A 21,016-nucleotide genomic window follows, 5' to 3' on the forward strand; every position below is an offset into this window, starting at 1 on the left:
CGCGACCCTCATGCATGCTCGCTCGAATCGAAGCCGCAGACAACGCATTGATAGATTGTGCTTTGCTGAACCAGCCCGCCAACAGTTGCCCGAAAGGTTATCGGGCCGAATCCATGAAGGCGCTCAAAAGGGCCGAAAATCTGGAAGGAATGTCGTAAATTGCGGAGTGCGTGACGCGCTACGAAAGGCCTGACTACCGTAAGCGTCGCCTTCCCCGTCGGCACTATCGCTGCTGCTGTCGACCACCCGTGCCAGCGACGCGATAAGTACCCCACTGTCGAGACGTACCCCCATTGTCGAGACGGGGCACTTTGTCATGCCATTCCGAAGGACATCGTGGCCACCGCGGGCAATGCGTGGGCGCTGCCACGCTCGATCGCATGACCGGCGGCTCCCTCACTTCACACGAGAACCGAAAACACCGACATGTTGACCGATTAAGGCGCGGCTTTCCCTACACATATTGGTCTGATTATTGGAACATTGATGCATTGCCCCCCTATTGGCAGCACCGAGGGGTGCGCTGGCCGGAACGGCCTGCGCACCCGATAAAAGGATTAACCACGATGCCTCACGCCTCATGGATAGGACACTCCCGCCGCCCACGGCGCACGACGCTGCCGGCACTCGCATCGATCGTCATCGCCCTGTCGTTCGGCCTGCCGGCGCGCGTCCACGCGGCCGGGCTGTTGCCGGGCGGCGGCCAGTTCGTCGCCGGTACCGGTTCGATCAACGGCAATGCGACATCGCTCACGATCAACCAGACGTCGAGTCGCGCCGTCATCGACTGGGCCAGCTTCTCGATCGGCAGCGGCAATCGCGTCATCGTCCAGAACGGCACGGGCGCGACGCTGAACCGCGTCACGGGCGGCGACCCGTCAACGATTCTCGGCACGCTCACGGCTTCGGGCAGCGTCTATCTGATCAATCCGCAAGGCATCGTGGTGGGACCCGGCGGCGTCGTCTCGACCGGCGGCCGCTTTGTCGCCTCGACGCTCGACACCAATAACGCCGCGTTCATGAACGGCGGTCCGCTGATCCTCACGGGCAATTCGAATGCAAGTGTGGTGAATCTCGGCAGGATTGGCTCGACGGGCGGCGACGTGTTCCTCATCGCTCGCCGCGAGGTCGACAACCTCGGCAACATCGGCGCGCCGAAGGGCACCGCGGAGCTCGCTGCCGGGCAAACCGTGCTGTTGCAGGACTCGTCGGGCGGCAGACAGGTCTTCGTGCAGACCGGCAGCGGCGGGACGGTCCTCAATCGCGGCGCGATCGAAGCCGCGCAGATCAGCCTGCAGTCGGCGGATGGCAATGTCTATGCGCTGGCCGGCAACCATGAAGTGCTGCGCGCGACCGGCACCACCACGCGCGACGGTCACATCTGGCTCGTCGCCGACAGCGGCACGGTGAAGCTCGCCAACCCGATCCGGGCGACCAACGTCGATGGTAGCGGCGGCACGGTCGACACCGCCGCCGGCAGGCTTGCCTTCGATCATTGCGCGCCGGTCGTGCTGGCCGGCATCTGGAACATCTCGACGCCGAGCTTCACGATCGACACACCCGCCGCGACCGCCTTCGTGCGCAGCCTGAACGCGGGCACCTCGGTCAACCTGCAGACGACGGGCGCCCATGGCCAGAGCGGTGACATCACCGTCGCGTCGAATCTCCGCTGGAAACGCGGGGCATCGCTCACGCTCGGCGCATATCGCACGCTCAGGGTCGACAAAGGCGTGACCATCAAAAACCAGGGCAGCGGTAACCTGACGCTGCGCGCCGACGCGACCGGCATCGACAACGGAGGCAGCGTCATCAACAACGGCACCGTAGACTGGGCGAACAGCACGGGCATCGTGAACCTGCTCTACGACATGAACGGCCACTACACCTCGGGCACGCTGCTTGGCAATGCGGCCTGGAGAGCGCCTGCGTATAGCGGGCTGCAGACTCAACTCACCGCATACGAGTTGATCAATTCGCTGGATGACCTCAATAGTCTCAACGGACCGGGTGCGAACTATGCTGGCAACTACGCGCTGGGCAGAGACATTGCAGCGCAAGGCGGAAATCCCTTCCAGCCCGTCATAGGTATTGGCAACGGCCGGCAAGGGTACTACACATTTACCGGCCAATTTGACGGAATGGGGCATACCATCAGTGACGCGCAAGTCGGTAACGGCTTGTTTGCTTCGATCGGCAAGACCGGCGTCGTTCGCAATCTCAACATCACGAACACATTCGCGACTTCCAGCAGCGGGGACGGCGGCCCCATGGGCGGCGGCATTCTGGCAGCAGTCAACCAGGGCGTGGTCGCGAATGTCTACGTTTCAGGCGAAGTGGGCCAGCCCGGACTCTATGCCTACCCGGCCGGAGGCCTTGTGGCGTTCAACGAAGGTACGATCGAGCGCTCCGGCAGTAGCGCGACGGTAGGGAGCAATGGCACGAATGGTGGTCTCGTCGCCGTGAACTCCGGCCTAATCGTGCAGTCCTATGCGACCGGCAACGTGACCGGCGTAGTGCCGCCCTGGGGCTTCGCTGACCCGGGCGGTTTGGTCGGCACCAACAACGGCACGATCTCGCAATCGTACGCGACGGGTCGCGCCACCGGGAACCCATACTCTTTTGCCGCCGGAGGCCTCGTCGCGAACAACAACGGGGTCATCACTCAATCATTTGCGACGGGCTATGTCCAAGGTTCAGAGCCCGACCCGCATCACCCCACGCAACTTGCGGGCATCGCGAACGGCGGCACGATTGGTTCGGACGTTTATTGGAACGTAGAGACGAGCGGGCAAACATACGGTGGTCCTGGCGTAGCGGCCGCGAACGGCCTGACCACGGTGCAGATGTCCAACCCGGCAAGCTTCGTAGGTTGGGATTTCTCGCCCGGTGGTGTCTGGGCGATGCCAGCCGGTGCGACGCACCCCGTTCTCGCCTGGCAAGTCAGCGGAAACTGAGCCGCGATCCGGCGCGCACTCGCTCATCGGTCAGGTCTTCCCCGGTAGAGCGCAGCAAAATCAAGGGGACCCCGACAGTGACGGTCTCGCCATCAATCAAATCCCAAAGAACGCCAACCCCGCCATCACGATGCCAATCGCGGCCACGCCAATCGACAGACCCTGCATCCATGACCGCCGCGTGAGGATCGTGATCGCCGCAAGTGCGATCGAGATCTGGATGACGGTCGTCGCCTGCGACCATCGATGGTGTCGGTGCATCCGCTCCTCGCTTGCGGCGTTGTTCTTCTCGACTTCCTTTTCGAGCGCCTCGGCACGTGCCCGGATCGGTTCCTTGTCGGCGCGGTATCGCGCGGCGTCTGTCTCGAACCGCTTTCGCTTCGGCGACATCTCCGGGCTCAACGCTGCACCGAGTTCGGCGAGGTTCTGCTTGTTGCCCTTCGCCTGATAGTAGGCCCATTGGTTCGCAGCCTCGGTTTTCCGGATCGCGGCGTCATTCTTGTACAGCAGCGCGAGGCTCTCGTCGGCACCGCTCTGATAGGCAGATATCGCGCCGAAGCAGGCAAGTACGGCCGTCAGCACCGCGATGCGCGACGTACCTTGATCGCCACCGTGAGCCGCGTGATGTTCCACCGCATGGTCGTGAGGGCCATGAACTTCGTATTCTTCAGACATCCGGGGCATCCGCGTGATACGCGCTTTGTCGGGATAACGCGGCGATTATCCGGCACGAGGGCGAATTCGAGCAACGCCAGAGCCAACCATCCACTCGACATTCGACACCCTAGGCACCGAACGCGCGTGCGTCACAGCGGTGGCCCAGTTTGCGCGCCGGCCAATGGGCGCTTCGGCGCGGCGCTGTCCGCAATCGGCGTGCCACTCCTGCCGCGCATCGATTTCGCGGCGAACATCGGGCCCGGCGGCTGTAGAGGAAAATAAAGGCATCCCCGTGTGCGACGTCGCAAAGATCGGTGTCAACTCCCCGTGGCGCCGCTGTAGAGAGGACAGTCGTCGACACGCGTTGGGCGGATCGCCAGTTTGAACTGACAATCGTGCTGTCGTGATAAGCAGGCGTCCATCATCACGACTCCCCCTTTTCGTCGAGCCGAGCACGTGCCGCGGCAATCGATTGGTGCAGCTTCGCCTGCAGCGTCTCACGCGGCGGCAGCACGGTCAGGTACTCGGCCACGTGGATGCCGCTTTTGCCGAGTTCAAGCAATTCGATCTGCTCTTGCTTTTTTCCCGCACACAAGATGATACCGATCGGCGACGCTTCATCCGGCTCCTGCTCGTGCTTCGCGAGCCAACGCAAGTACAGCTCCATCTGACTCTTGTACTCGGCCTTGAAAGAACCGAGCTTCAGTTCGATGGCGACAAGACGCTTGAGCTTGCGGTTGTAGAACAACAGATCCAGATAGAAGTCGTCATCGTCGATCGGCAGCCGCTTCTGGCGGGCCACGAACGTAAAGCCCGCGCCGAGCTCCAGCAGGAACTGTTCCATCTCGCGCAGGATCGCGTCTTCCAGATCACGCTCCAGGTAGTGGTCGTTGAGTCCGAGAAAGTCGAGGATGTACGGATCTTTCAGCACGAGGTCAGGCGTCATCTGCTGCGCGTCGCGCAGGTGCGCCACTTCGCGCCGGATCACTTCGTCGGGTTGCCGCGACAGCGCGCTGCGCTCGAACAGCATCGACTGCATCCGCTCCTGCAACTGCCGCGACGACCAGCGCTCGGGACGACAGAGCTCAATGTAGAAGTCGCGCTTGAGCGGGTCGTCGACGTACATCAACATCTTCAGATGGGTCCAGCTCAATTCTCTCCGCAGTGCGGAGAGAATTGACTCGTCCGGAAACACCTCGGCCGCGCGGATGCAGTGGCGCAATTGCGCCTCGCTCCACCCCCGGCCGTACTCGCCTCTCAGTTGCCGTGCGAGCGCGGGGAGGATCTGTTGTCCGTAGCCCGCGCGCTCCCCGCCCAGCACATCATCTCGAATGCGCCGACCCACCTGCCAATAAAGTAGGGTCAGTTCCGCGTTGACGGCCGCCGCCGCTCGGGCGCGTGCCGAATCGATCATGCGGCGGATGTCGGTCAAGAGGGATGCGGGGACGAGTTCGGTCATCTTGTCTGGAAGGGAGGAATCGGCGGGCCGGCGCGCGCCAGCAGTGGCCACGTTACCGGAATCTCGGCAACGGCGGAACCCTGCCAGGCGCTCGCCCAATTCTCTCCGCACCGCGGAGAGAATTCAGCCACCGGCCCGCCGAGGCCCTCGTCTGTCACCGCGCTAAATGTGCGCGCGCAATTGAGCTTCGGCACCGCCAGAGACAAAGCCACCCTCCAGTCGCCGCGCCCAGATCGAGGCACCTCCAGGCCCGCGTGCGACGCACTGCCCAATGAACCCGCTCACCGGCACGTCGTCGCCCGCCCCAGAATTCCAGAGGCGCCGGAACGGTGCCGGCCCCGCTTTTCGCTCGCCGCGGTGGGAGCGCGCAATTCCCCGAGGGGTGTGCCGCGCACGCGGAGGCTTCGCCTATGTCCCGAAATGAAGGGTAACATAGTCCTTACTATGTTCCCCTTCAGTTCTGCGATTGAGCGCCGCGACTTCGACGAAGTGGTATGCCCTCACGCAACGCCCTCCCTGTCCCAGAATTCGATTGGCCCAGGGCGGGGGTTGATACGTTCAACAGTGTCTAGAACGAGAGACGTGGCCCGCGAAGCGATGCGCTCGCCCATTTGACCTGCGAATCGGCGATGCGCGCCGCCACGGCATCCAGCTAATGGCCGACCAGCCGTGCGATTGTGCAGATGTCTGCACGTTCTGCCGTGCAGATCTGCTTTACCCGTCTGGCCGACCGTCGCGCTTACTCAAGGCGCGTTCACTGCATCTTTGAACGCCTTGCCAGCACTGAACTTCACCGTTGTCGCTGCTGCGATCGCGATCTCTGCACCCGTCGTCGGATTTCTGCCGGTCCGAGCGGCACGCTGCCCTTGCGAGAACGAGCCAAAACCGACGAGCTGCACGGTGCCGCCCTCGCTGACAGTGCGCGTGATGGCGTCCAGTACGGCCTGAATTGCTTCTCCGGCGGCAGTCTTGCTAAGACCAGTATCCGCCGCGACAGCGTCAATGAGTTCCTGCTTGTTCATGAGTCAACCTCGTTCGATGAATCGGACGTCAACCCTACCGCATTGAGCGACGCCGGGGCAAACGCTCACCGCAATCGCAACGCGGCCGTGCTGCTCACCATCTCGCCCAATACTGAAGTGCGCTCTGCCGTTGCACGGCGCTGAGGACAGTCAGCCGGCCTTCGAAATCGGTGAGCACCCGCCAGGTACGCTTGCGTGTTGCACACGCTCCCACGCATCGAGGTAGCGATACACCGGCGTCGATGACAGCTGCATATCATGGGCGACAACGATCTGGGCAATCGCCGCATGTTCGCTGGCGCTTAACGACCAAGGTTCGCCGTGCTCGGCGCGCGTCACGCACGCGTCGAGCGCGGCTTCGGCACATTGGTACGACGCCGAATCCGCAGCACCGGCGTCACGCAGAAAAAATGCAAGGTACAGGACGTGCATCAACGTCGTGATCGTCTGTAAGTCGCCACGGCCAGCGCGGAGCACAGCCAGTGCGAGATGGTGCTTCAGCGAAAGATGTCGAACCTGGTCGGCCGGCAACGGCAACAACTGTGACTTCGTAAGTGCCCGTCGACCTCGAGATGAACTGGCGCGCAATCCGGCTCCTTTGTAATGATTTGGCAGGGGCCCTATTATCTCCGCGTCGGCGCTCCGCCGCCTGACGCGATCACCGCGTTGGGCAGTTGGTCGGCGAGTGGGATCCGATGCTCGTTTGCGTCCGGGGTGTGGCGCATTGTCGTCGCAATGCTGCCGTGACCGAGCCTCGCCTGCATGTTACGCACATCGCTTCCTGCATCGAGCGGCTAGTTCGTGCGAGTGGGCAGCCCGTGCGTGTTGGCCCAAGGCGCGGATCGGCCACGTCCCCCGAATAGGTGCTGAGCAGTTAGTTGGGCGCGCACGCGAGGATTGCCGCGACGAGCCGACGCCCCCGTCTGGGTACGGCACCGCGCCGGTCAAGCGGTGCGTGAGCCGCGGTGCGTTGGTCGGCGCGACTCGCGCTGACGCCGTATCCGATCATGCCACCGGCGATACGGCACCTGTTCTCACCAGTGCCAGCGCTGCCCCGTCACCTCCGCCCGCGCGTCGCTCTCGGACGTGCAGCGGTGCTGCTCGGCGGTCAGCGCGATCGCGACCGGCAGGTCGTCGACGCGCCGTCGAACCCGTCGTCGGTGTCGGACGGCACCTGCAGCACGGTCACTCCGTCGCGGGTCGGCGTGCGCGCGACGCCGGCCAGCACCTCGCGCTCGAGTACGCGCGCCCGGCCACGCCCGCCCGCTCACTTCGGTTCGGTTCGACGCGTAGCGTCACGTGCACGTCGACCAGCTGGGTCACCGCGATCGCGGCGGCCAGCGCCGGCGACGACGTCGCGGGTGCGGCCGCCGGCGGATCCGCGCCATCGATGGCGGCATTGAAGAACGCCTCGACCGACTGGAACTGGCGCGTCGCGTCCGCCTTCGTGTAGCGCGTGGTGGTGCCCAGGCTCGCGTGGCCGAGCAGCTCCTGCATGTCGCGGATGTCGGCGCCAGCGTCCAACCCGTGGTTCGCGAAGGTGTGGCGCAGCCAGTGCGTGCTGGCGCGGCGCAAGTCCGCGGCCGCGTTCGGATAGGTCGTCGCCAGATGGTCGGCGGCCCGCGCACAGATCGCCTTGAACAACCGCCCGACCACGTCCGAGTGCAGCGCCGCGCCGGTCGCGAGGTGCGCGATCAGCGGCGTGTCGGCGGGCCCCGCTTCGAGCGTGAGCGGCACCGGCGCGTGCGCAGTTGCGCGCGCAGCGCATCGATCAACAGGCGCGGCATCGGCACGGTCCGCGCGCGTCGGCCCTTGCCAATCACGCGCAAGCTCCACGCGCCGTCGAGTGCGCTGCGCGTCAGGCGCCGGTGGTCGCCGCGGCGAACTCGGCGCGGCGCAGCGCGGGTCGCGTACGCGAACAGCAGCAGAAACGCATCGCGTACATTGGCCCCCCCCCCCTCAGTGCTCGCCTGCTCGGCGGCGACGTCGAGCGGCGGCGGCGCAACCTGGAGCGTGCCACTGCAGGTGAACACGCCAACTGGGCACGCGGCTTTCAACCCATCGGTGCAAGTGGACGACGCGCATGCGGTGATGGTCACCTACTACGATTTCTGTGATCTGCCGGCCGGCGACACGACGACGCCGCCGACCGACTTCTGGCGCAAGATCTCGCTCGACGGCGGCGCGACCGAGCGTCGCGTGGGCGGCCGTTCGACCTGAAGATCGCACCGTTGTCCGGCGGCTTCTTCATTGGGGTAATCTTTTCGTGCAATCTGGCGGTTTCGTTCGAAATTCCACGCAAAATCACGGGTTTAGCAAGAGGCCGATTTCGCGAAACCGTGTCCTCCGGATACAAATTCTGGCGCTTCAGCCTGCTGCGCCGTCCAGACCCAAGCGCGCCCGATAGTCCGCCAGCAGCAACAGCTGGGCGTCGACCTGCGCCGCCAGCTTTGTCCGCTCCGCCGTCACGGTGCCGAGCGCCACACGCGCGCTTTCCAGTTCCCCCGCCTGCGCGCTGACCGTCGCGCGCAGCGCATCGCGTTCGGTCTCGAGACGGACGTGATCGGCCAGCATCCGGTCGAGCGCCTCCCGTATCTGCTCACCATGTGCCCGCGCTTCTCGCAGACTTTTACTCGCCGCGCCGGACTCGGCGAGCAGCCGCGCATTGTCCTTGTTCAGTTGGGTAATTTCGTTCTGCTTCACGATTGCCGTCTGGTTGGCCTGGCGCAGCTCGGCCTGCAGCTGCTGGACCTGCGCCTCGTGCCGGCGCGCTTCCTGTTCGCGCTGCTCGCGACTGGCGGTCCGGTAGTGTTCGAGCGCGTCGTGCGCGTGCCTCAGCTTCTCCTCGAGTGACTGGCGGAAGCTTTCGTGCTCGGCCAACCGCACGGTCTGATCATGCACCTGCTGTGAGAGTCGCTCGATGTCGATCGCACGTTGCTGCGCCGCCAAGCGCGTCTCGGCGTGCGCATCCTGTTCGCTCGAGAGCGCGGCGGTCGCGTCGGCCAGTTGCGCCTGCAGGGCGGCGAGCTCGCCAGTGAGCTCAGCGATCTCGGCTTGGGCCTGCTGGCGCTGGGCGGCTGCGGCGGCCGCCTGCTGATCGACGCGCGCCTGCGCCTCCTCGTGCAGGCGGGCCGCGAGGCGGGCGACGAGATCCTGGATGGCGTCGGACAGCGACGCCGCGCGCGTCAGCGACGCGCCTTCTTCTTCCTCGAGCTCTTTCAGGTACCGATGGATGGTGGTTTTCGAGCCGGTATTGCCAAGTGCGATACGTATCGCGTCGATCGACGCGTGCAGACCCTGCGCGATCAGTGAATCGCGCGCACGCTTGACGTCCACACGGGTCAGGCCGGCGCGAGCCATGGGGGCCTCCTTTGAATATCGTACCGTATTACATACCATGTATATACGTACCGAAACGGCTGGTCAAGTGCGGCGTGAGATGGCGGTTTCTCATATGCGATAAACGGTGGTTATCCAATGTGATGGGCCAAAAACCGGCGCGAACGGCCGGAAACGGTACGGAACGCGAATCGCTTGCCCGATTTCAGGCGAGCGTCAGCTGGAGCACCTCTCCAGGCGGGCACACCTGGTAGCCCATCGCCCGGTAGCCGCGCTGGCGCCTCTCCCACATGCGCAGCAGCACCGGGTGGCCGCCGTCCACGTAATCGAGCACTCGCACGCCGGTCTTCCCTGCATGCTCGCGGTGCAGCCGGTCGGCGTACTGCTGCAGCGTGCCTTTCCACGCGACCGGCATGGCCAGCACCAGCGTGTCCAGCGCCGGGTGGTCGAAGCCTTCCCCGACCAGCCTGCCAGGTGCGAGCACGACGCGCGGCGCGTCCCCGGCCAGCGCGTCAAGGGCTGCCAACTGGGTGGCGCGCGCCTTTCTGCCGAGCCGTCCATGCAGCACGAACAGCGACTGCACCGTGACTTGCAGCATCTGCTGCAGGCGTTCGAGATGGTCCGTCCGCTCGGTGAGCACCAGCACGTTACGCCCCTGTCCGGACTGTTCACGAGCGGCCGTCGCGATCATTTGCGTGCGCGGGGTATCCTGCGCGAGCTGTGCGAACACCGCCTGGATTGGCGCGTCGGCCGCGCCGTCCACCGTGGAGGTGAGCCTTTGCGGGAAGACCTCGAGCCGCTGCGGCGCGTTGGCTGGCAGCCGCGCCGCATGCCGGATCGGCCCGCATAGCATGAACATCACCGGGTGCTGGCTGTCGCGCCGCACCGGCGTCGGGTCAGGCCCAACACGTAGCGTGCCTGAACCGCCTTGAGCACCGCCTCGAAGGAATCGGCAGAGACGTGGTGACATTCGTCGACGATGACCTGGCCGTAACGCCGCAACAGCTCGCCGCGCGTACCATCGGGGGCCACACCGACTACAGCATCGCGACATCGATCTGGCCGGTCGCTTTCGACTTGCCGCCGCCGATCGTGCCAATCGCCCGCGGATCGAGCCCGAGAAATGACTGCAAGCGTTCGCGCCACTGGTCAAGCAACTCCCGGCGATGCACGAGCACGAGCGTGTTGACGCGACGCTGGGCAATCATCGCGGCCGCCGTCACGGACTTGCCAAACGCCGTCGGCGCATGCAGGATGCCGGTGTCGTGCCGCAGCAGATCGGCCACGGCCGTCTGCTGATCCTCGCGCAACGTACCCGCAAAAGACACGACGAGCGACTCGCCCGCGCAACGCTCGTCGCGGATGTCGCAAGTGACGTCGTTGTCGCGCAACAGCGTCAGGACGTCGTCGAGGCAGCCCCGCGGCAACGCGATGTGGCGCGAGCAGTTCCGGGCGCGACCGATGATGCGCGGCTTGTCCCATACGCTGAAACCGCGTGCCTGGGCCCGGTAGAACTCCGGATTCTGGAAGGCTGCCAGTCGAATGAGGCGATTGAGCAGTGCCTGCGGAAGCTGCTCCTTCTCGAAATAGAGCTGGTTCGCGAGCGTCAGCGTGAGCGACGCCGGCATTGGTCCGGCCAATCGTTTCGGCAGCGTGGGCGGGGGCTTCCACGGCTCGACCTGGTCCTCTTCGGCGATGAACGCGACGTCGAGTGGATGGGCGCCGCCCGTCGCCCGGAAAATCACGCCCTCGATGTCGCGCCCGTCCATCATCCGGATGGCTGCCAGATACGTCCACGGGTCCGCATACGGCTGGAACCTCTCGTCGACAAACACGCTGCAGCCGCGCCCGCGGGGCAGTTTCTGCAGTGGCAGTGCGATCAGGTTGCCGAAGCCGCCTTTGGGGAGCACGTCCTGGTTCGGAAAGAGCCGGTCATAAGACGACAACTCAAGCTGCCGGGTCCGGGCGCAGGTGTGGCTGATGATGGCCGCCCCCATCCGTCGTGCGTCGCGCGCGGTGACGGCCGACGAGAAGAAGATCCACGAATGCGCGCCGTTGCCCGAGCGAGAAATCTCGAGCGAAACGGGCACGCCCAGCTCTTCACACGACTGCCGAAAAGCCATCGCATCGTCACGCCAGCCTTCTTCGTCGAAATCGACGGCGAGCAGGTAGCAGGTGCCGTCCGGCATCAGTGGGTAGAGGCCCACCGTATGACCGCCGGCCAGATGCGCGTAGATGACCTGATCCTCCAGTGGCAACAGCACGCGATGCCCACAAGTCCGCGCAGCAGATGCGGGGCTTGTCGCAAATGCCTGTTCGCCATTCATTGGCGCAGGCCGGCGCGTAGCCCGACTTCCCGGAATTGCGGCTTTCCCAGCGAAGCGGATAGACGTCCGTGCGGCCGCGAAACAGCCGCCGGAAGAGTTGCACTTTTTGGTCTGGCGAAAGTACAGGGGGCACTGGAGTTTCGCCGTACCGGTGACGGTTCGTGCCGGACCGCTGGCGCGGACTTATCCGGCGTCGGCACGGTGGTCGGCAGCAAGGCGGTAAGTCTGACATTTTCAGCATGCAGGCAGACGAGCTCGGCGAGCGGCTCTTCGCGTGTGAAGTTTTCCCAGCCCACATGGGACGGCTTGCCTTCGTTCATCGCTTCATCGGCCGAAACCGCATTCCCGATCTCGCAACCCGACTGGCGCACATGCTCGATGTTGCATATCATCGTCTCCGATATTGATTGCCCGATTGTACCCACGAGCCATGTCTGCCATCGATCGCTACGTCGAAGCCGCGACGCGCGAAAATACCCGTCGCAGTTACCAGTCGGCGATCCGGCATTTCGAGGTCGAATGGGGTGGCTTCCTGCCAGCGAGCGCCGATGCAATTGCACGGTACCTTGCCGATCACGCCGAAACCCTGTCGGTCAATACGCTGCGCGCGCGTCTGGCAGCACTCGCACAATGGCATCAGACGCAGGGCTTCGCGGATCCGACGAAGACGCCGCACGTGCGCAAGGTACTCAAGGGGATCGCGGCACTGCATCCTGCGACCGAGAAGCGCGCCAGGCCGATGCAGCTCACGCAGCTCGAAAAGCTTACCGCCTGGCTTGATGGACAGATCGCCCACGCCGCAGACGAGCGAAGCCGCCTCGCGTGCATTCGCAACCGAGCACTGGTGCTACTGGGCTTCTGGCGTGGTTTTCGTTCGGATGAACTCAGTCGATTGCGGATCGAGCATGTGACCGTCGAGGCGGGCCGCGGCATGACGTTGTTCCTGCCGCGCACGAAAGGCGATCGCGCACAGCTTGGCACGACGTTCAAGGCGCCCGCGCTGTCGCGGCTATGCCCGGTGGCCGCCTATGAAGCTTGGATTGCCACCTCTGGCCTGACCGACGGGTTCGTGTTCCGACGCGTCGACCGCTGGGGAAACGTGAGCGACGAAGGGTTGCATGCCGGCAGCTTGGTTCCCTTGTTGCGCACGCTGTTTCGCGAGGCTGGACTACCTACGCCCAATAGTTACAGCAGCCACTCATTGCGGCGAGGCTTTGCGACCTGGGCCAACTCGAACGGCTGGGATTTGAAAATGCTGATGGAGTATGTTGGCTGGAAAGATGTGCGTTCGGCCATGCGCTACATCGACGCGGCCGATCCGTTCGCACAACATCGCATCGAGTCGGCACTTACGGTGATGCCGTCACCGGCACCCACGCAGCCCGCGATCGCCGAACCTGCGAAGACGCAGTCGTTGGCGGACGAGGTGACGACATCGTCGACGCCACAAACGCACCTGAGCCTGCACCTGGTCATCGAGCGCAACAGCAAATTCGTGCGAAGCGTGTCCAAGGCGCGCCGCTGGATCGAAGATTTCTGTCATTCCCTGTATGAGATGCGTTGCGTCAACCGGCAGCGCACGCGATACGAGATCGCCATGCCGTTTGCATACGGCCCAGAACTGGAAGCGGCGATCGAGGAACTGCTCGGCGAAATCCATTTTACCGCAGAGATGTGTGACTGCATGGCAGAAGCGGTGCTGCACGATCCTGTCGCAGACCGGTATTGGCGCTGATCGCGCACGTCGACTTCATCGGACGGACGCCAGTCCGCCAACGGTACCGATACGCCGTCGGTCTCTATCCGGCAATCCGGCACGCCTCATGATCCCGTGCCTCGTTGCCAGGGCGCGGCTTCCAGCAGCACGTCGCTGTATTGGTCGACGGGAAAGCTCAATGTGCCCCTGAAGTTCACGTGCGCAAAATGCGCAGGCCCCATCCGGCGCAACCACTCGTCGTCGACCTGTCGTCCTTTGCGTCGCCAGCCGTCGACCGTCGCCTGCATGCGCTGCATGTTCCAGGCGATCACAAGGTTCGTCAACAGTGTTGTCGATGGCGGTGTAAAACCGCGCTTAAACGGCGGCGCAATGCTGAGTAATTTTCTCAAGTACGAAGGGGCCCGCGGGCCCCTTTGAGGTGTTGCGACAGCGGTACTGTTCAGAACGGCGGGTCGGGCTTTCGCGTTCGGATGCCCGGTCGTGACGTGCGCTGCTCGCGCAGCTGTTCGTGGAGTTGGACTCCGTAGAAGTCGGTGATCACGGCGAACAGATCCACCGCCTCCAAAATCGTTTCATTCTCGTCCATAGCGTACACGTGTCCATTTAAAAAATAGGTGGTCACGATCGTCGCTTCCATCACCCAGACTGTTCAAGGTGACATTGCCGGGCGCTTACGATAAGTCTCGTGATCAAAGCAGGCGTGTGCCGATGGTTCGACTGGCGTTGGGCCTGCTGCTCGAACGCCGACCTCGTCATGCCGCGTCTACGCGTCGGCACGACGGCAAGGTCGCGGTGGACAGAAGCAACGTGCGCTGGTGTTCGGACGGTTTCGAATTCCGCTGCGACGACGGCGCCCCGTTGCGCATCGTCTTCGCGCTGGACTGCTGTGACCGGGAAGCCATGAGCTGGGCTGCGACCACGGGTGGCTACACTGGCGACATGGTGCGCGACGTAATGTTCAGGCGGTCGAAAACCGTTTCGCCGGTGCATTGAAGGCTGAAAGCGAAATCGAGTGGCTGAGCGACAACGGTTCCTGCTACATTGCCGACGAGACGCTGACGTTCTCGCGGGAAATCGGCCTGAAGCCGGTCACGACACCCGTCAGAAGTCCGCAGAGCAATGGGATGACCGAGAGCTTCGTGAAGACGAAGAAGCGTGATTACGTTTCGTGGATGCCCAAGCCCTACGCCAGACCGGCGCTGCAGAACTTGGCCATTGTGTTCGACCACTACAACGAATCGCATCCGCACAGCGCATTGAAATACCGCTCGCCACCCGAGTTTCGCCAGCGAGCAAATTCTCCAACCCAAGCGTGACCGCGTGTCCGGTCATGCAGGGGCAAGTCCACCGTCAACTGGACATCTTGCCAGTAGCTTTGTTTGACCGTTTGCTCCTGCTCTCTACAGCGAACCGATTTTAGACGCCCCCATGTCTCGATTGGCGTGGTGCGGATGTTCGCGTCATCAAATGTCGCTGGCCATCGGCTCAATCAGTTGAATGTCGCTCCAGGCTCCGACTCCACGCGGAGACCACTTTTTCAGCGCCGTCCACGGCTCGATTTGCATGCGGACGACTTTCGAGATGTTCGCATGAACCCGGAACCCGTTCAGATGTCCGATTTTCGACCCATCATAAGCTGACCGATGGCCGGAAATCCAGCGGCGGAGGCTGCGATGGCTGCCACGGCGATCGCAAGCCCCGAGCGGCCTGTAGCACCCCATTCATCCACGCTCTCCGTCCGGTTGCAAACCACAACCGGACGGTCGACAGGCCGATCAACCTCAATTGCTAAAGATCAGACCGCGAGCGGCGCCATTGACGTAAATCCGCCCATATGTTCTCCAGTCGCCGGCCATTACCCCGGAGTCGCCGAACTGGTGCGCGTCATCGTTGAAGCGCGCCCACGTTGCACCACCGTCGTCGGAATGGTAAATGCCCCAGACTCCGTTCAACGTGCCTTCTACGTAGACCGCGGCCGAGTACGGCGAACCGGTCCTTGCTTTGCCCAAGCCGATCACGGTAGCGCCCGGTGTGTCGTTGGTCGACGCAAAGACGCTGAGCTTCGTCCAGGTCGCCCCCGAGTCCACCGAGTGGTACACGGCCGTGCCGTCGGCCAACCAGAGGTCGCCCTCGACGTTCGGATTGACCGCCACCGACGTATCCCGCCACGAATTCCAGGCGAGGTTTGCATTCACCGAGCCCTGGCTCAGCGTGAACGTGTGGCCGCCGTCGTTCGAGACGTAGATCTTGCCGCGCTGCCAGCTCCACGATGCGCCGCCGGAGTCGTAGGCATAGACCTTGTTCGGGTTCTTGCGGTCGGCGGCCAGGCGGTAGGCACGCGGGAAGCCGTTCCAAGTGGCACTGAACGCCGGCAGGTTGGTCGTCGTCCAGCTGGCGCCATTGTTTGTCGTGTACGACGGCACTGAGTCCGGCGGTGCCCAAATTACGTTGTTGCGGGACGGGACGACCAGGTTGCCGACGTTGCTCTGGCTTGCCGCTGCGCCGTTGGGCAGCGACGCAAACGTCGACCAGCTATTGCCGCTGTCGCCCGACCAGAAGCCCTTGGTGGCATGGCCGTTGGCGTTGTCGACGCCCGCGGCGGCGATATACGTCGGATCGGACCACGACATATCGGCCGAATTGCCGCTGCTCCACGTATTCAAGGGGCCTTTCGTCGGCCTCGTCGAGAGATCCGTATTGACCCACGTGCCGATGTCGCCGGCGCTGTTGATGAAGTTGTACGACGCACCGGGCGGCGCCGTGACGAGGGCCAGCGTCACGGTTTCCTCAAGGTTGTCGACCTTGGGGCTCCAGGTCGGCGTGGGCGACGAGGCATTCATGGTTTCACAGATGCCGCCGCCGTGGACGTGCATGATGTGGTCGCGGTTGGCCGGGTCGATGGTGACGCCCTCGACCCAGCCGGCGCAGCCACCCGCGGCAATGCCGGTATGCGGCATGCCGGCCTCGATTTCGCGCCACGTGCTGCCGCCGTCGTCGGATAGCTGGATGGTCTTGCTGGTGTCGCTCCAGCCGGTCATGCCCAGTGCGATGCGGGCGGACGAGCCCAGACCTGAGACGGACAGGCCGCCAAAGCCGTCGCTGCTGGAGCTGTTGAGCTGCGTCCAGTTGCTGTTGTTGCTGCCGCCGAACTTGTAGAGATAGCTCGGTCCGCCAATGCCCTGGCCGACGCCCGCGTTGAACACCACGTAAAAGGTGCCGTCGGAAGTGCGCACGACGTGCGGGATGTAGTAGCCGGACACCGCCGGCGGGACGGGCACCGGCGTCCACGAGAAGCCGCCGTTGGTGGACTTGTACAGGGTCGACGTCAGGCCAGCCGCGTTGGCGTAGTCCGGGGCGACGGTGGCCCACATGATCCAGGTCGGCTGGCCACTACCCTTGCCCGACGTATCGAAGATCACCTGTTCGACGCCGATCGGGGAACTGCCGCCGCTGATCGTGGCGGAGGACAGACCCGTGACCTTCGCCCAGGTGCGGCCCGAATCGCCACTCTTCCACAGGCCGGCCGTGCGCGATCCGTAGAACAGCGTCGACGGATGGTTGGGGTCCACCTGCAGGCGCTCGCCGGTGGCCCGGCCGTTGTCGTTGCCGCCTACGGGGAACGGCAGGTCGTAGTGCGTCCAGGTGTTGCCACGGTCGCTCGAGACGTAGATGCGGCCATTGTGACCCTGCGTCACGGTAATGCCGGTCATCATGTAGACGAGCTGGTCGTTGTTCGGATCGAGCGCGAGGCTTTCGACGCCGTGGAAATCGCCCTCGCCTGCGCCGAAACCGATGCCGTCGGTGATGGGCGTCCACGTCGAGCTAGTCGCGTTCCAGCGGTACGCGCCACCGACGTCGGTACGTGCGTACAGCAGGCTCGCGTTGGCTGGATGGTAGATCAGGCCGGTGACATAGCCGCCGCCACCCCACTTGACGCTGGTCCAGCTGGCCGCCGGCAGGTTGCTGCCGCTGCCATTTCCGCCGATCTGGCCACGATTGGCGGCTGCATTGGCACCCCCATTGGTCACGCCTGTCGTGCTATCGGATCCGCCACCACAGCCCCATAACGTACACGCCATCGCCGCAGCGGCAATCCATCGTTGAGAAAACACGGTCATCGGAGAAATCCTTAAAGGAAGAGGTCCATCGCAGGGCCCGCCGTCGGGCCCTGCATGATCAATTCGCCATGAGCGATGCAATCTGCGCAGCGCTGAGCGCGCCGCGATAGATACGGAAATCGTCGATCAAGCCGTTGAACGTGGCGTCGGCACTGTATTGCGATTTGCCCAGCCAGTTCTGCGTGGTACTGCCCAAGCGGAACGGCGCCTGGAACATCGCCGTGTTGGTACTGACGGGCGTGCCGTCCACGTACATCGTGCCGGTCGAACCCGATAGCGTGACGGCCACATGCACCCATCGCTTGCTCGGCAGCTCGGTGGGGGCGTCGATGATCTGTTCCGGAGGACCGTCACCGGGGCCGTTGGCCGTCATGGCGAAGCGCATGCCAGCCCAGCCGTTGCGCAACCGTCCGCGCGGCGTGAACATCATGTAGCGGTGGAAGCCCGTGCCGAAGTCGAACAGGCGTGCCCACGTTTGCGAGCCGTTCCAGAACACCCAGCTGGCGATGGTGAAGTCCGACACATCGACCAGCAGATCGTCGGGCAAGGCCACATACGCGCCCGAGCCGTTGAGCGAGACCGCGCTGCCGCTGCGCCCCACTGCCCACGTTGCGCCGTTGAGCGTGCCATTGCGCCCGTTGCCCGAGCGATCGGCGGCCGTGATGCCGCCGCCTTCATCAAACGCGAGGTGCGCGAGCAGCTGCTGCGCCGTGATCACTTTCACTTCGTTGGAGAGCGCCGATTCGCCCGTAATCGTTTGCGCTGTCACGACATAAAAATACGTGCCGGCACCGGCTGGCATATCGGTATAGGTCAGCAGATCGGTGATACCGCTCCGGATGGTGCTGTACGGTCCGCCGGCAATGGTAGCGCGCTTGACGTTGTAGCTGATGGCGTTGCTGCTGCCCCACCACGACAGCACCACCTTGCCCGCGCTGGCGTAGCCGGTCAGGCCGGTCGGCGTTGCGGCAGGGGTGCCGGGGTCGAGCGTGCAGGTAAGCGTGCCGTAGCCAAGCTGGTCGAAGCCGCCACTGTTGGGGCCATAGTTGCCGCCGCCGCCTTCCGGCGCCACAAGCTCGGCAGCGCGCTTGGTGTAAGGCGCCGCCAGGCCTTTGCGGTTGATGTAATGGTTGGCCACCAGTGCCCAGCAGGGCCGCCCCAGGGCGTCGCCTTGCCCGCCGGCGGCGAACTGCGTCTGGATGACGCCGGCGCTGTTCTGGTACGTGACGAAAGGCATCGTGTAAAACGCGCCGTCTGCCTGCTTCAGGTTGGCCTTGGCTACGTATTCCGCGCCCGCCAGAAAGCGATTGTTGTCATAGCCATACAGGTCGATGCCCTGATTCCACGCCATCTCGCAAATGGCGCCCGTCAATGCAATGCCGAGCGTGCTGTGGCCCTGGTCCCGGCCGGCTTCCTGCCATTGCCCGAGGTTGCCGGGGTGCATGTAGTACACGGCTTGCCGGATACAGCCGTTGCTGCCACCGGTCCTGAAATGGGTGATGGCCTCGTTGACGAGCTCGGCATCGTCGCACAGCACGCCAATGGCCAGGACGCATGCGACGTTGGCCAGGCCCCAGTTGGCCCAGTAGTGCGTGTCCATCGCGGTGTCGATACGGGTCAGGAAAGCATGGCTGACCGGGTAGAAGACATTGCGCATCATCGCCTGAAACGCGGCGAGTCCGGCCGGACTCCAGCCGCTGTAGCCGCGCATGATTTCGGCCGCGTTGGCGAACTCGTAGCCGTAGATGCCGGCAGCGAGCGCCACGTCGCTGCCGCCAAGCGTCGTCAGCTTCGCGGCCCATTGGTCCAGATACTCCACAGCTTTGTCGGCGTAGCGTGTGTCGTCCGACACCTTCCAGCGCAGCGCGTCGCCATAGGCGGCGGCGATGTCGTTGTAGAGGGCGCCGTAGTTCTGGCCATGCGTGGGATCATTGCCGCGATAGATGCCGACCTGCGGGTTCGGCTCGTTCGTCAGGCGCGTGTGACCGTTGGCGACGAGCACGTTCCAGCTATCGATCCACGGGGAAGCGTGCGCGCCGACTTTAGTGCGCATGCGCTCGAAATCCGCCTCGGTATGCAGCAAGCCAGGATGCGTGAAGGTGCGGGTTTGGGCAGTGCCTGCCGACGTCGCACCTGCGTCGATACCGTCAGAAGTCGGAGCAACTCCGGACGCCTGGGCGCTGTTGTTTGCCGATGTACGCTCACCGTCTGTAACCGCGTTATCTCCGTCACCGCCGCATCCGGCCAGAAGCGTTGCACCGAGCCCCATCACGAAATGGCGTCGTGCAATGTTCTCGATGTCGTCGAGTGGGACGATTTCCTCGGACAGCATCGTCGGTGCTCCCTTGTCTGGCATGTCTAGATCCCCAGTTTTTTAGCTATAGTCAGACAAAAATGTACTAACCAGTCCGTATTTATCAGAAACGGGTAGCATTCTAGCCAGTGTGATAGGGATCCAATCAAGCGGAAAATAATAAATTCACCAATGACACGCACTTGTCACATCGGTGATGCGGGGATTGAGGAATGCGCGAGGCGCCTAGGCACAGCGTCGCAATCTGACCAGCGCGTTGACCAGCGGTCCAGCTAAACACCTGAGCACGGCGCCCGAAATGGACAGCGTACGCGATTGGGTCATTGTCAGCATGATTTGGTCTCCTCGCCGTTCAGGCGCGCATCACGACGGCGCCACAACCGGTTTTATCGCCGAGATAGCCAACGCGCCGGCCACGATGCGTGCGCGGGCCGCTTGCCGGCAGCGGAAAGACGCCACCGCACTTCGCGCACATCACACCGTGGCCGTCCAGCGCCACGGCAATGCCCAAGTGCTTCAATTCGTCGGTGGCTTCGATGACCTTGCCGTCGTGGTCGGTGGTGTCGCCCAGGCGCACCATGTCGCGGCCCTGCGCATCCTGCATGACGCGGCTCCGTATGAGAAATTGAAAATAGCGTTTCTACCGAAGGCCACATCACGGCGCAATACTTTCTCTCAAACTTGACGATCGTTGATTGTTGTAAGCATTGCCGATTGTTAATCGACACATCGCCTGCCTGATTTTCCGGAACTACGATCACTGGCTTTCTTAAAGCGCTATGGGATGGCCGGCACCATCCTCTGCGACTGCGAACCAAAGCCAACGATCGACCGATTTAACTTCGATTTTTCAAATGACTTCGCGGTTTATTAATCGAATATAAATCTTAAAAACTGTCCATTCAGTCCGATTTTGACCAAATTCCACTGGGTCGGATGCAAGATTCCCCGCCGTAGACGATGAGTTCGAGGCGCTTGGCCGACAGGCACCCTTTATGCGTGGCCGCCTCGCTGTCCGTCACATCGATTGTCTCCTGGGGCTACTCTGTTTGAGCATCGTTGTCCTCACGCTAGCCCAAATAGAGAGCAGACACTTCGCCAACTGCGTT

18 protein-coding genes and 3 pseudogenes are annotated in these 21,016 nt (G+C 63.5%); 4 read left to right on the forward strand and 17 right to left on the reverse strand.

What is annotated here, in order from left to right; translation table 11 throughout:
- Window positions 1-566 precede the first annotated feature (566 nt).
- A complete protein-coding gene (locus tag KY49_RS13750) occupies window positions 567-2,954 on the forward strand; it encodes a two-partner secretion domain-containing protein (RefSeq protein WP_082062354.1) in 2,388 nt (795 codons plus the stop codon).
- Window positions 2,955-3,050: 96 nt separating this feature from the next.
- On the opposite strand, the gene KY49_RS13755 is transcribed toward KY49_RS13750, so the two are convergent.
- The 6 genes from KY49_RS13755 to KY49_RS39255 all read right to left on the reverse strand — a co-directional run bounded on the left by KY49_RS13755 (window position 3,051) and on the right by KY49_RS39255 (window position 8,191).
- Window positions 3,051-3,629, reverse strand: coding sequence for a DUF4337 domain-containing protein (locus KY49_RS13755; RefSeq protein WP_042585178.1), 579 nt, complete (start codon window positions 3,627-3,629; stop codon window positions 3,051-3,053).
- Window positions 3,630-4,035: 406 nt separating this feature from the next.
- Window positions 4,036-5,070 carry a PDDEXK nuclease domain-containing protein gene (locus tag KY49_RS13760; protein WP_042585179.1) on the reverse strand — a complete coding sequence of 345 codons (1,035 nt, stop codon included), beginning with the start codon at window positions 5,068-5,070 and terminating at the stop codon, window positions 4,036-4,038.
- Window positions 5,071-5,813: 743 nt separating this feature from the next.
- Window positions 5,814-6,092: an HU family DNA-binding protein gene (locus KY49_RS13765; protein ID WP_042585180.1), complete on the reverse strand. Its 279-nt coding sequence runs from the start codon at window positions 6,090-6,092 to the stop codon at window positions 5,814-5,816.
- A 150-nt stretch (window positions 6,093-6,242) separates the two neighbouring features.
- A complete protein-coding gene (locus tag KY49_RS13770; protein ID WP_231636407.1) occupies window positions 6,243-6,632 on the reverse strand; it encodes a hypothetical protein in 390 nt (129 codons plus the stop codon).
- 645 nt (window positions 6,633-7,277) lie between these two features.
- The gene (locus tag KY49_RS38530; protein ID WP_231636408.1) at window positions 7,278-7,829 is read right to left on the reverse strand and encodes a tyrosine-type recombinase/integrase; all 552 of its coding nucleotides are present in this window, start codon (window positions 7,827-7,829) and stop codon (window positions 7,278-7,280) included.
- Window positions 7,787-8,191: a hypothetical protein gene (locus KY49_RS39255; RefSeq protein ID WP_442854622.1), complete on the reverse strand. Its 405-nt coding sequence runs from the start codon at window positions 8,189-8,191 to the stop codon at window positions 7,787-7,789. Before KY49_RS39255 ends, KY49_RS38530 begins: the two co-directional genes overlap by 43 nt.
- Here KY49_RS39255 and KY49_RS35580 point away from each other — a divergent pair.
- Window positions 8,073-8,347: pseudogene (locus tag KY49_RS35580) on the forward strand (exo-alpha-sialidase); the annotation flags it as partial. The gene KY49_RS39255 and the pseudogene KY49_RS35580 overlap by 119 nt on opposite strands.
- A gap of 112 nt (window positions 8,348-8,459) precedes the next feature.
- Here KY49_RS35580 and KY49_RS13780 read toward each other — a convergent pair.
- The 6 genes from KY49_RS13780 to KY49_RS38135 all read right to left on the reverse strand — a co-directional run bounded on the left by KY49_RS13780 (window position 8,460) and on the right by KY49_RS38135 (window position 12,150).
- Window positions 8,460-9,452, reverse strand: coding sequence for a DNA-binding protein (locus KY49_RS13780; RefSeq protein WP_042585182.1), 993 nt, complete (start codon window positions 9,450-9,452; stop codon window positions 8,460-8,462).
- A gap of 184 nt (window positions 9,453-9,636) precedes the next feature.
- Entirely contained in the window at window positions 9,637-10,290 is a 654-nt protein-coding gene (locus KY49_RS38535) for a DEAD/DEAH box helicase (protein ID WP_231636409.1), read from the reverse strand.
- A complete protein-coding gene (locus KY49_RS39145; protein ID WP_331456549.1) occupies window positions 10,290-10,577 on the reverse strand; it encodes a DEAD/DEAH box helicase family protein in 288 nt (95 codons plus the stop codon). The genes KY49_RS38535 and KY49_RS39145 overlap by 1 nt, the downstream gene beginning before the upstream one ends.
- A complete protein-coding gene (locus KY49_RS38970) occupies window positions 10,469-11,638 on the reverse strand; it encodes a TOTE conflict system archaeo-eukaryotic primase domain-containing protein (protein ID WP_442854620.1) in 1,170 nt (389 codons plus the stop codon). The genes KY49_RS39145 and KY49_RS38970 overlap by 109 nt, the downstream gene beginning before the upstream one ends.
- Window positions 11,562-11,861, reverse strand: a complete 300-nt coding sequence (locus KY49_RS39260) for a TOTE conflict system archaeo-eukaryotic primase domain-containing protein (RefSeq protein ID WP_442854618.1) — start codon at window positions 11,859-11,861, stop codon at window positions 11,562-11,564. The genes KY49_RS38970 and KY49_RS39260 overlap by 77 nt, the downstream gene beginning before the upstream one ends.
- Entirely contained in the window at window positions 11,755-12,150 is a 396-nt protein-coding gene (locus tag KY49_RS38135; protein ID WP_197083573.1) for a hypothetical protein, read from the reverse strand. Before KY49_RS38135 ends, KY49_RS39260 begins: the two co-directional genes overlap by 107 nt.
- Before the next feature lie 38 nt (window positions 12,151-12,188).
- Between KY49_RS38135 and KY49_RS13790 the strand changes: the two genes are divergently transcribed.
- A complete protein-coding gene (locus KY49_RS13790) occupies window positions 12,189-13,493 on the forward strand; it encodes a site-specific integrase (RefSeq protein WP_082062355.1) in 1,305 nt (434 codons plus the stop codon).
- 86 nt (window positions 13,494-13,579) lie between these two features.
- Here KY49_RS13790 and KY49_RS13795 read toward each other — a convergent pair.
- Both KY49_RS13795 and KY49_RS38545 read right to left on the reverse strand, forming a co-directional pair.
- A pseudogene (locus tag KY49_RS13795) lies at window positions 13,580-13,810 on the reverse strand (Tn3 family transposase); the annotation flags it as partial.
- A 104-nt stretch (window positions 13,811-13,914) separates the two neighbouring features.
- Window positions 13,915-14,112: a hypothetical protein gene (locus tag KY49_RS38545; protein ID WP_042585283.1), complete on the reverse strand. Its 198-nt coding sequence runs from the start codon at window positions 14,110-14,112 to the stop codon at window positions 13,915-13,917.
- An 83-nt stretch (window positions 14,113-14,195) separates the two neighbouring features.
- Between KY49_RS38545 and KY49_RS13805 the strand changes: the two are divergent.
- A pseudogene (locus KY49_RS13805) lies at window positions 14,196-14,791 on the forward strand (DDE-type integrase/transposase/recombinase); the annotation flags it as partial.
- A gap of 465 nt (window positions 14,792-15,256) precedes the next feature.
- Here KY49_RS13805 and KY49_RS13810 read toward each other — a convergent pair.
- The 3 genes from KY49_RS13810 to KY49_RS13820 all read right to left on the reverse strand — a co-directional run bounded on the left by KY49_RS13810 (window position 15,257) and on the right by KY49_RS13820 (window position 20,511).
- Window positions 15,257-17,593: a WD40/YVTN/BNR-like repeat-containing protein gene (locus KY49_RS13810; RefSeq protein ID WP_042585184.1), complete on the reverse strand. Its 2,337-nt coding sequence runs from the start codon at window positions 17,591-17,593 to the stop codon at window positions 15,257-15,259.
- A gap of 58 nt (window positions 17,594-17,651) precedes the next feature.
- Window positions 17,652-19,925, reverse strand: a complete 2,274-nt coding sequence (locus tag KY49_RS13815; protein WP_042585185.1) for a LamG-like jellyroll fold domain-containing protein — start codon at window positions 19,923-19,925, stop codon at window positions 17,652-17,654.
- 334 nt (window positions 19,926-20,259) lie between these two features.
- On the reverse strand, window positions 20,260-20,511 hold the full coding sequence (locus tag KY49_RS13820; protein ID WP_042585186.1) for a PAAR domain-containing protein: 252 nt from the start codon (window positions 20,509-20,511) through the stop codon (window positions 20,260-20,262).
- Between the last annotated feature and the right edge of the window lie 505 nt (window positions 20,512-21,016).

Origin of the sequence: Burkholderia sp. MSHR3999 (assembly GCF_000833595.1) — a bacterium.
Classification (GTDB): Bacteria; Pseudomonadota; Gammaproteobacteria; order Burkholderiales; family Burkholderiaceae; genus Burkholderia; species Burkholderia ubonensis.

Bases quoted from the DNA above. Each gene is read 5' to 3' on its own strand.
- KY49_RS13765 (WP_042585180.1), bottom strand. From the start codon at position 6,092: ATGAACAAGCAGGAACTCATTGACGCTGTCGCGGCGGATACTGGTCTT.
- KY49_RS13820 (WP_042585186.1), bottom strand. From the start codon at position 20,511: ATGCAGGATGCGCAGGGCCGCGACATGGTGCGCCTGGGCGACACCACC.
- KY49_RS13760 (WP_042585179.1), bottom strand. From the start codon at position 5,070: ATGACCGAACTCGTCCCCGCATCCCTCTTGACCGACATCCGCCGCATG.
- KY49_RS13755 (WP_042585178.1), bottom strand. From the start codon at position 3,629: ATGTCTGAAGAATACGAAGTTCATGGCCCTCACGACCATGCGGTGGAA.
- KY49_RS13790 (WP_082062355.1), top strand. From the start codon at position 12,189: ATGTCTGCCATCGATCGCTACGTCGAAGCCGCGACGCGCGAAAATACC.
- KY49_RS13780 (WP_042585182.1), bottom strand. From the start codon at position 9,452: ATGGCTCGCGCCGGCCTGACCCGTGTGGACGTCAAGCGTGCGCGCGAT.
- KY49_RS13810 (WP_042585184.1), bottom strand. From the start codon at position 17,593: ATGACCGTGTTTTCTCAACGATGGATTGCCGCTGCGGCGATGGCGTGT.
- KY49_RS38535 (WP_231636409.1), bottom strand. From the start codon at position 10,290: ATGTTCATGCTATGCGGGCCGATCCGGCATGCGGCGCGGCTGCCAGCC.
- KY49_RS13750 (WP_082062354.1), top strand. From the start codon at position 567: ATGCCTCACGCCTCATGGATAGGACACTCCCGCCGCCCACGGCGCACG.
- KY49_RS13815 (WP_042585185.1), bottom strand. From the start codon at position 19,925: ATGCTGTCCGAGGAAATCGTCCCACTCGACGACATCGAGAACATTGCA.
- KY49_RS38135 (WP_197083573.1), bottom strand. From the start codon at position 12,150: ATGATATGCAACATCGAGCATGTGCGCCAGTCGGGTTGCGAGATCGGG.
- KY49_RS38545 (WP_042585283.1), bottom strand. From the start codon at position 14,112: ATGGAAGCGACGATCGTGACCACCTATTTTTTAAATGGACACGTGTAC.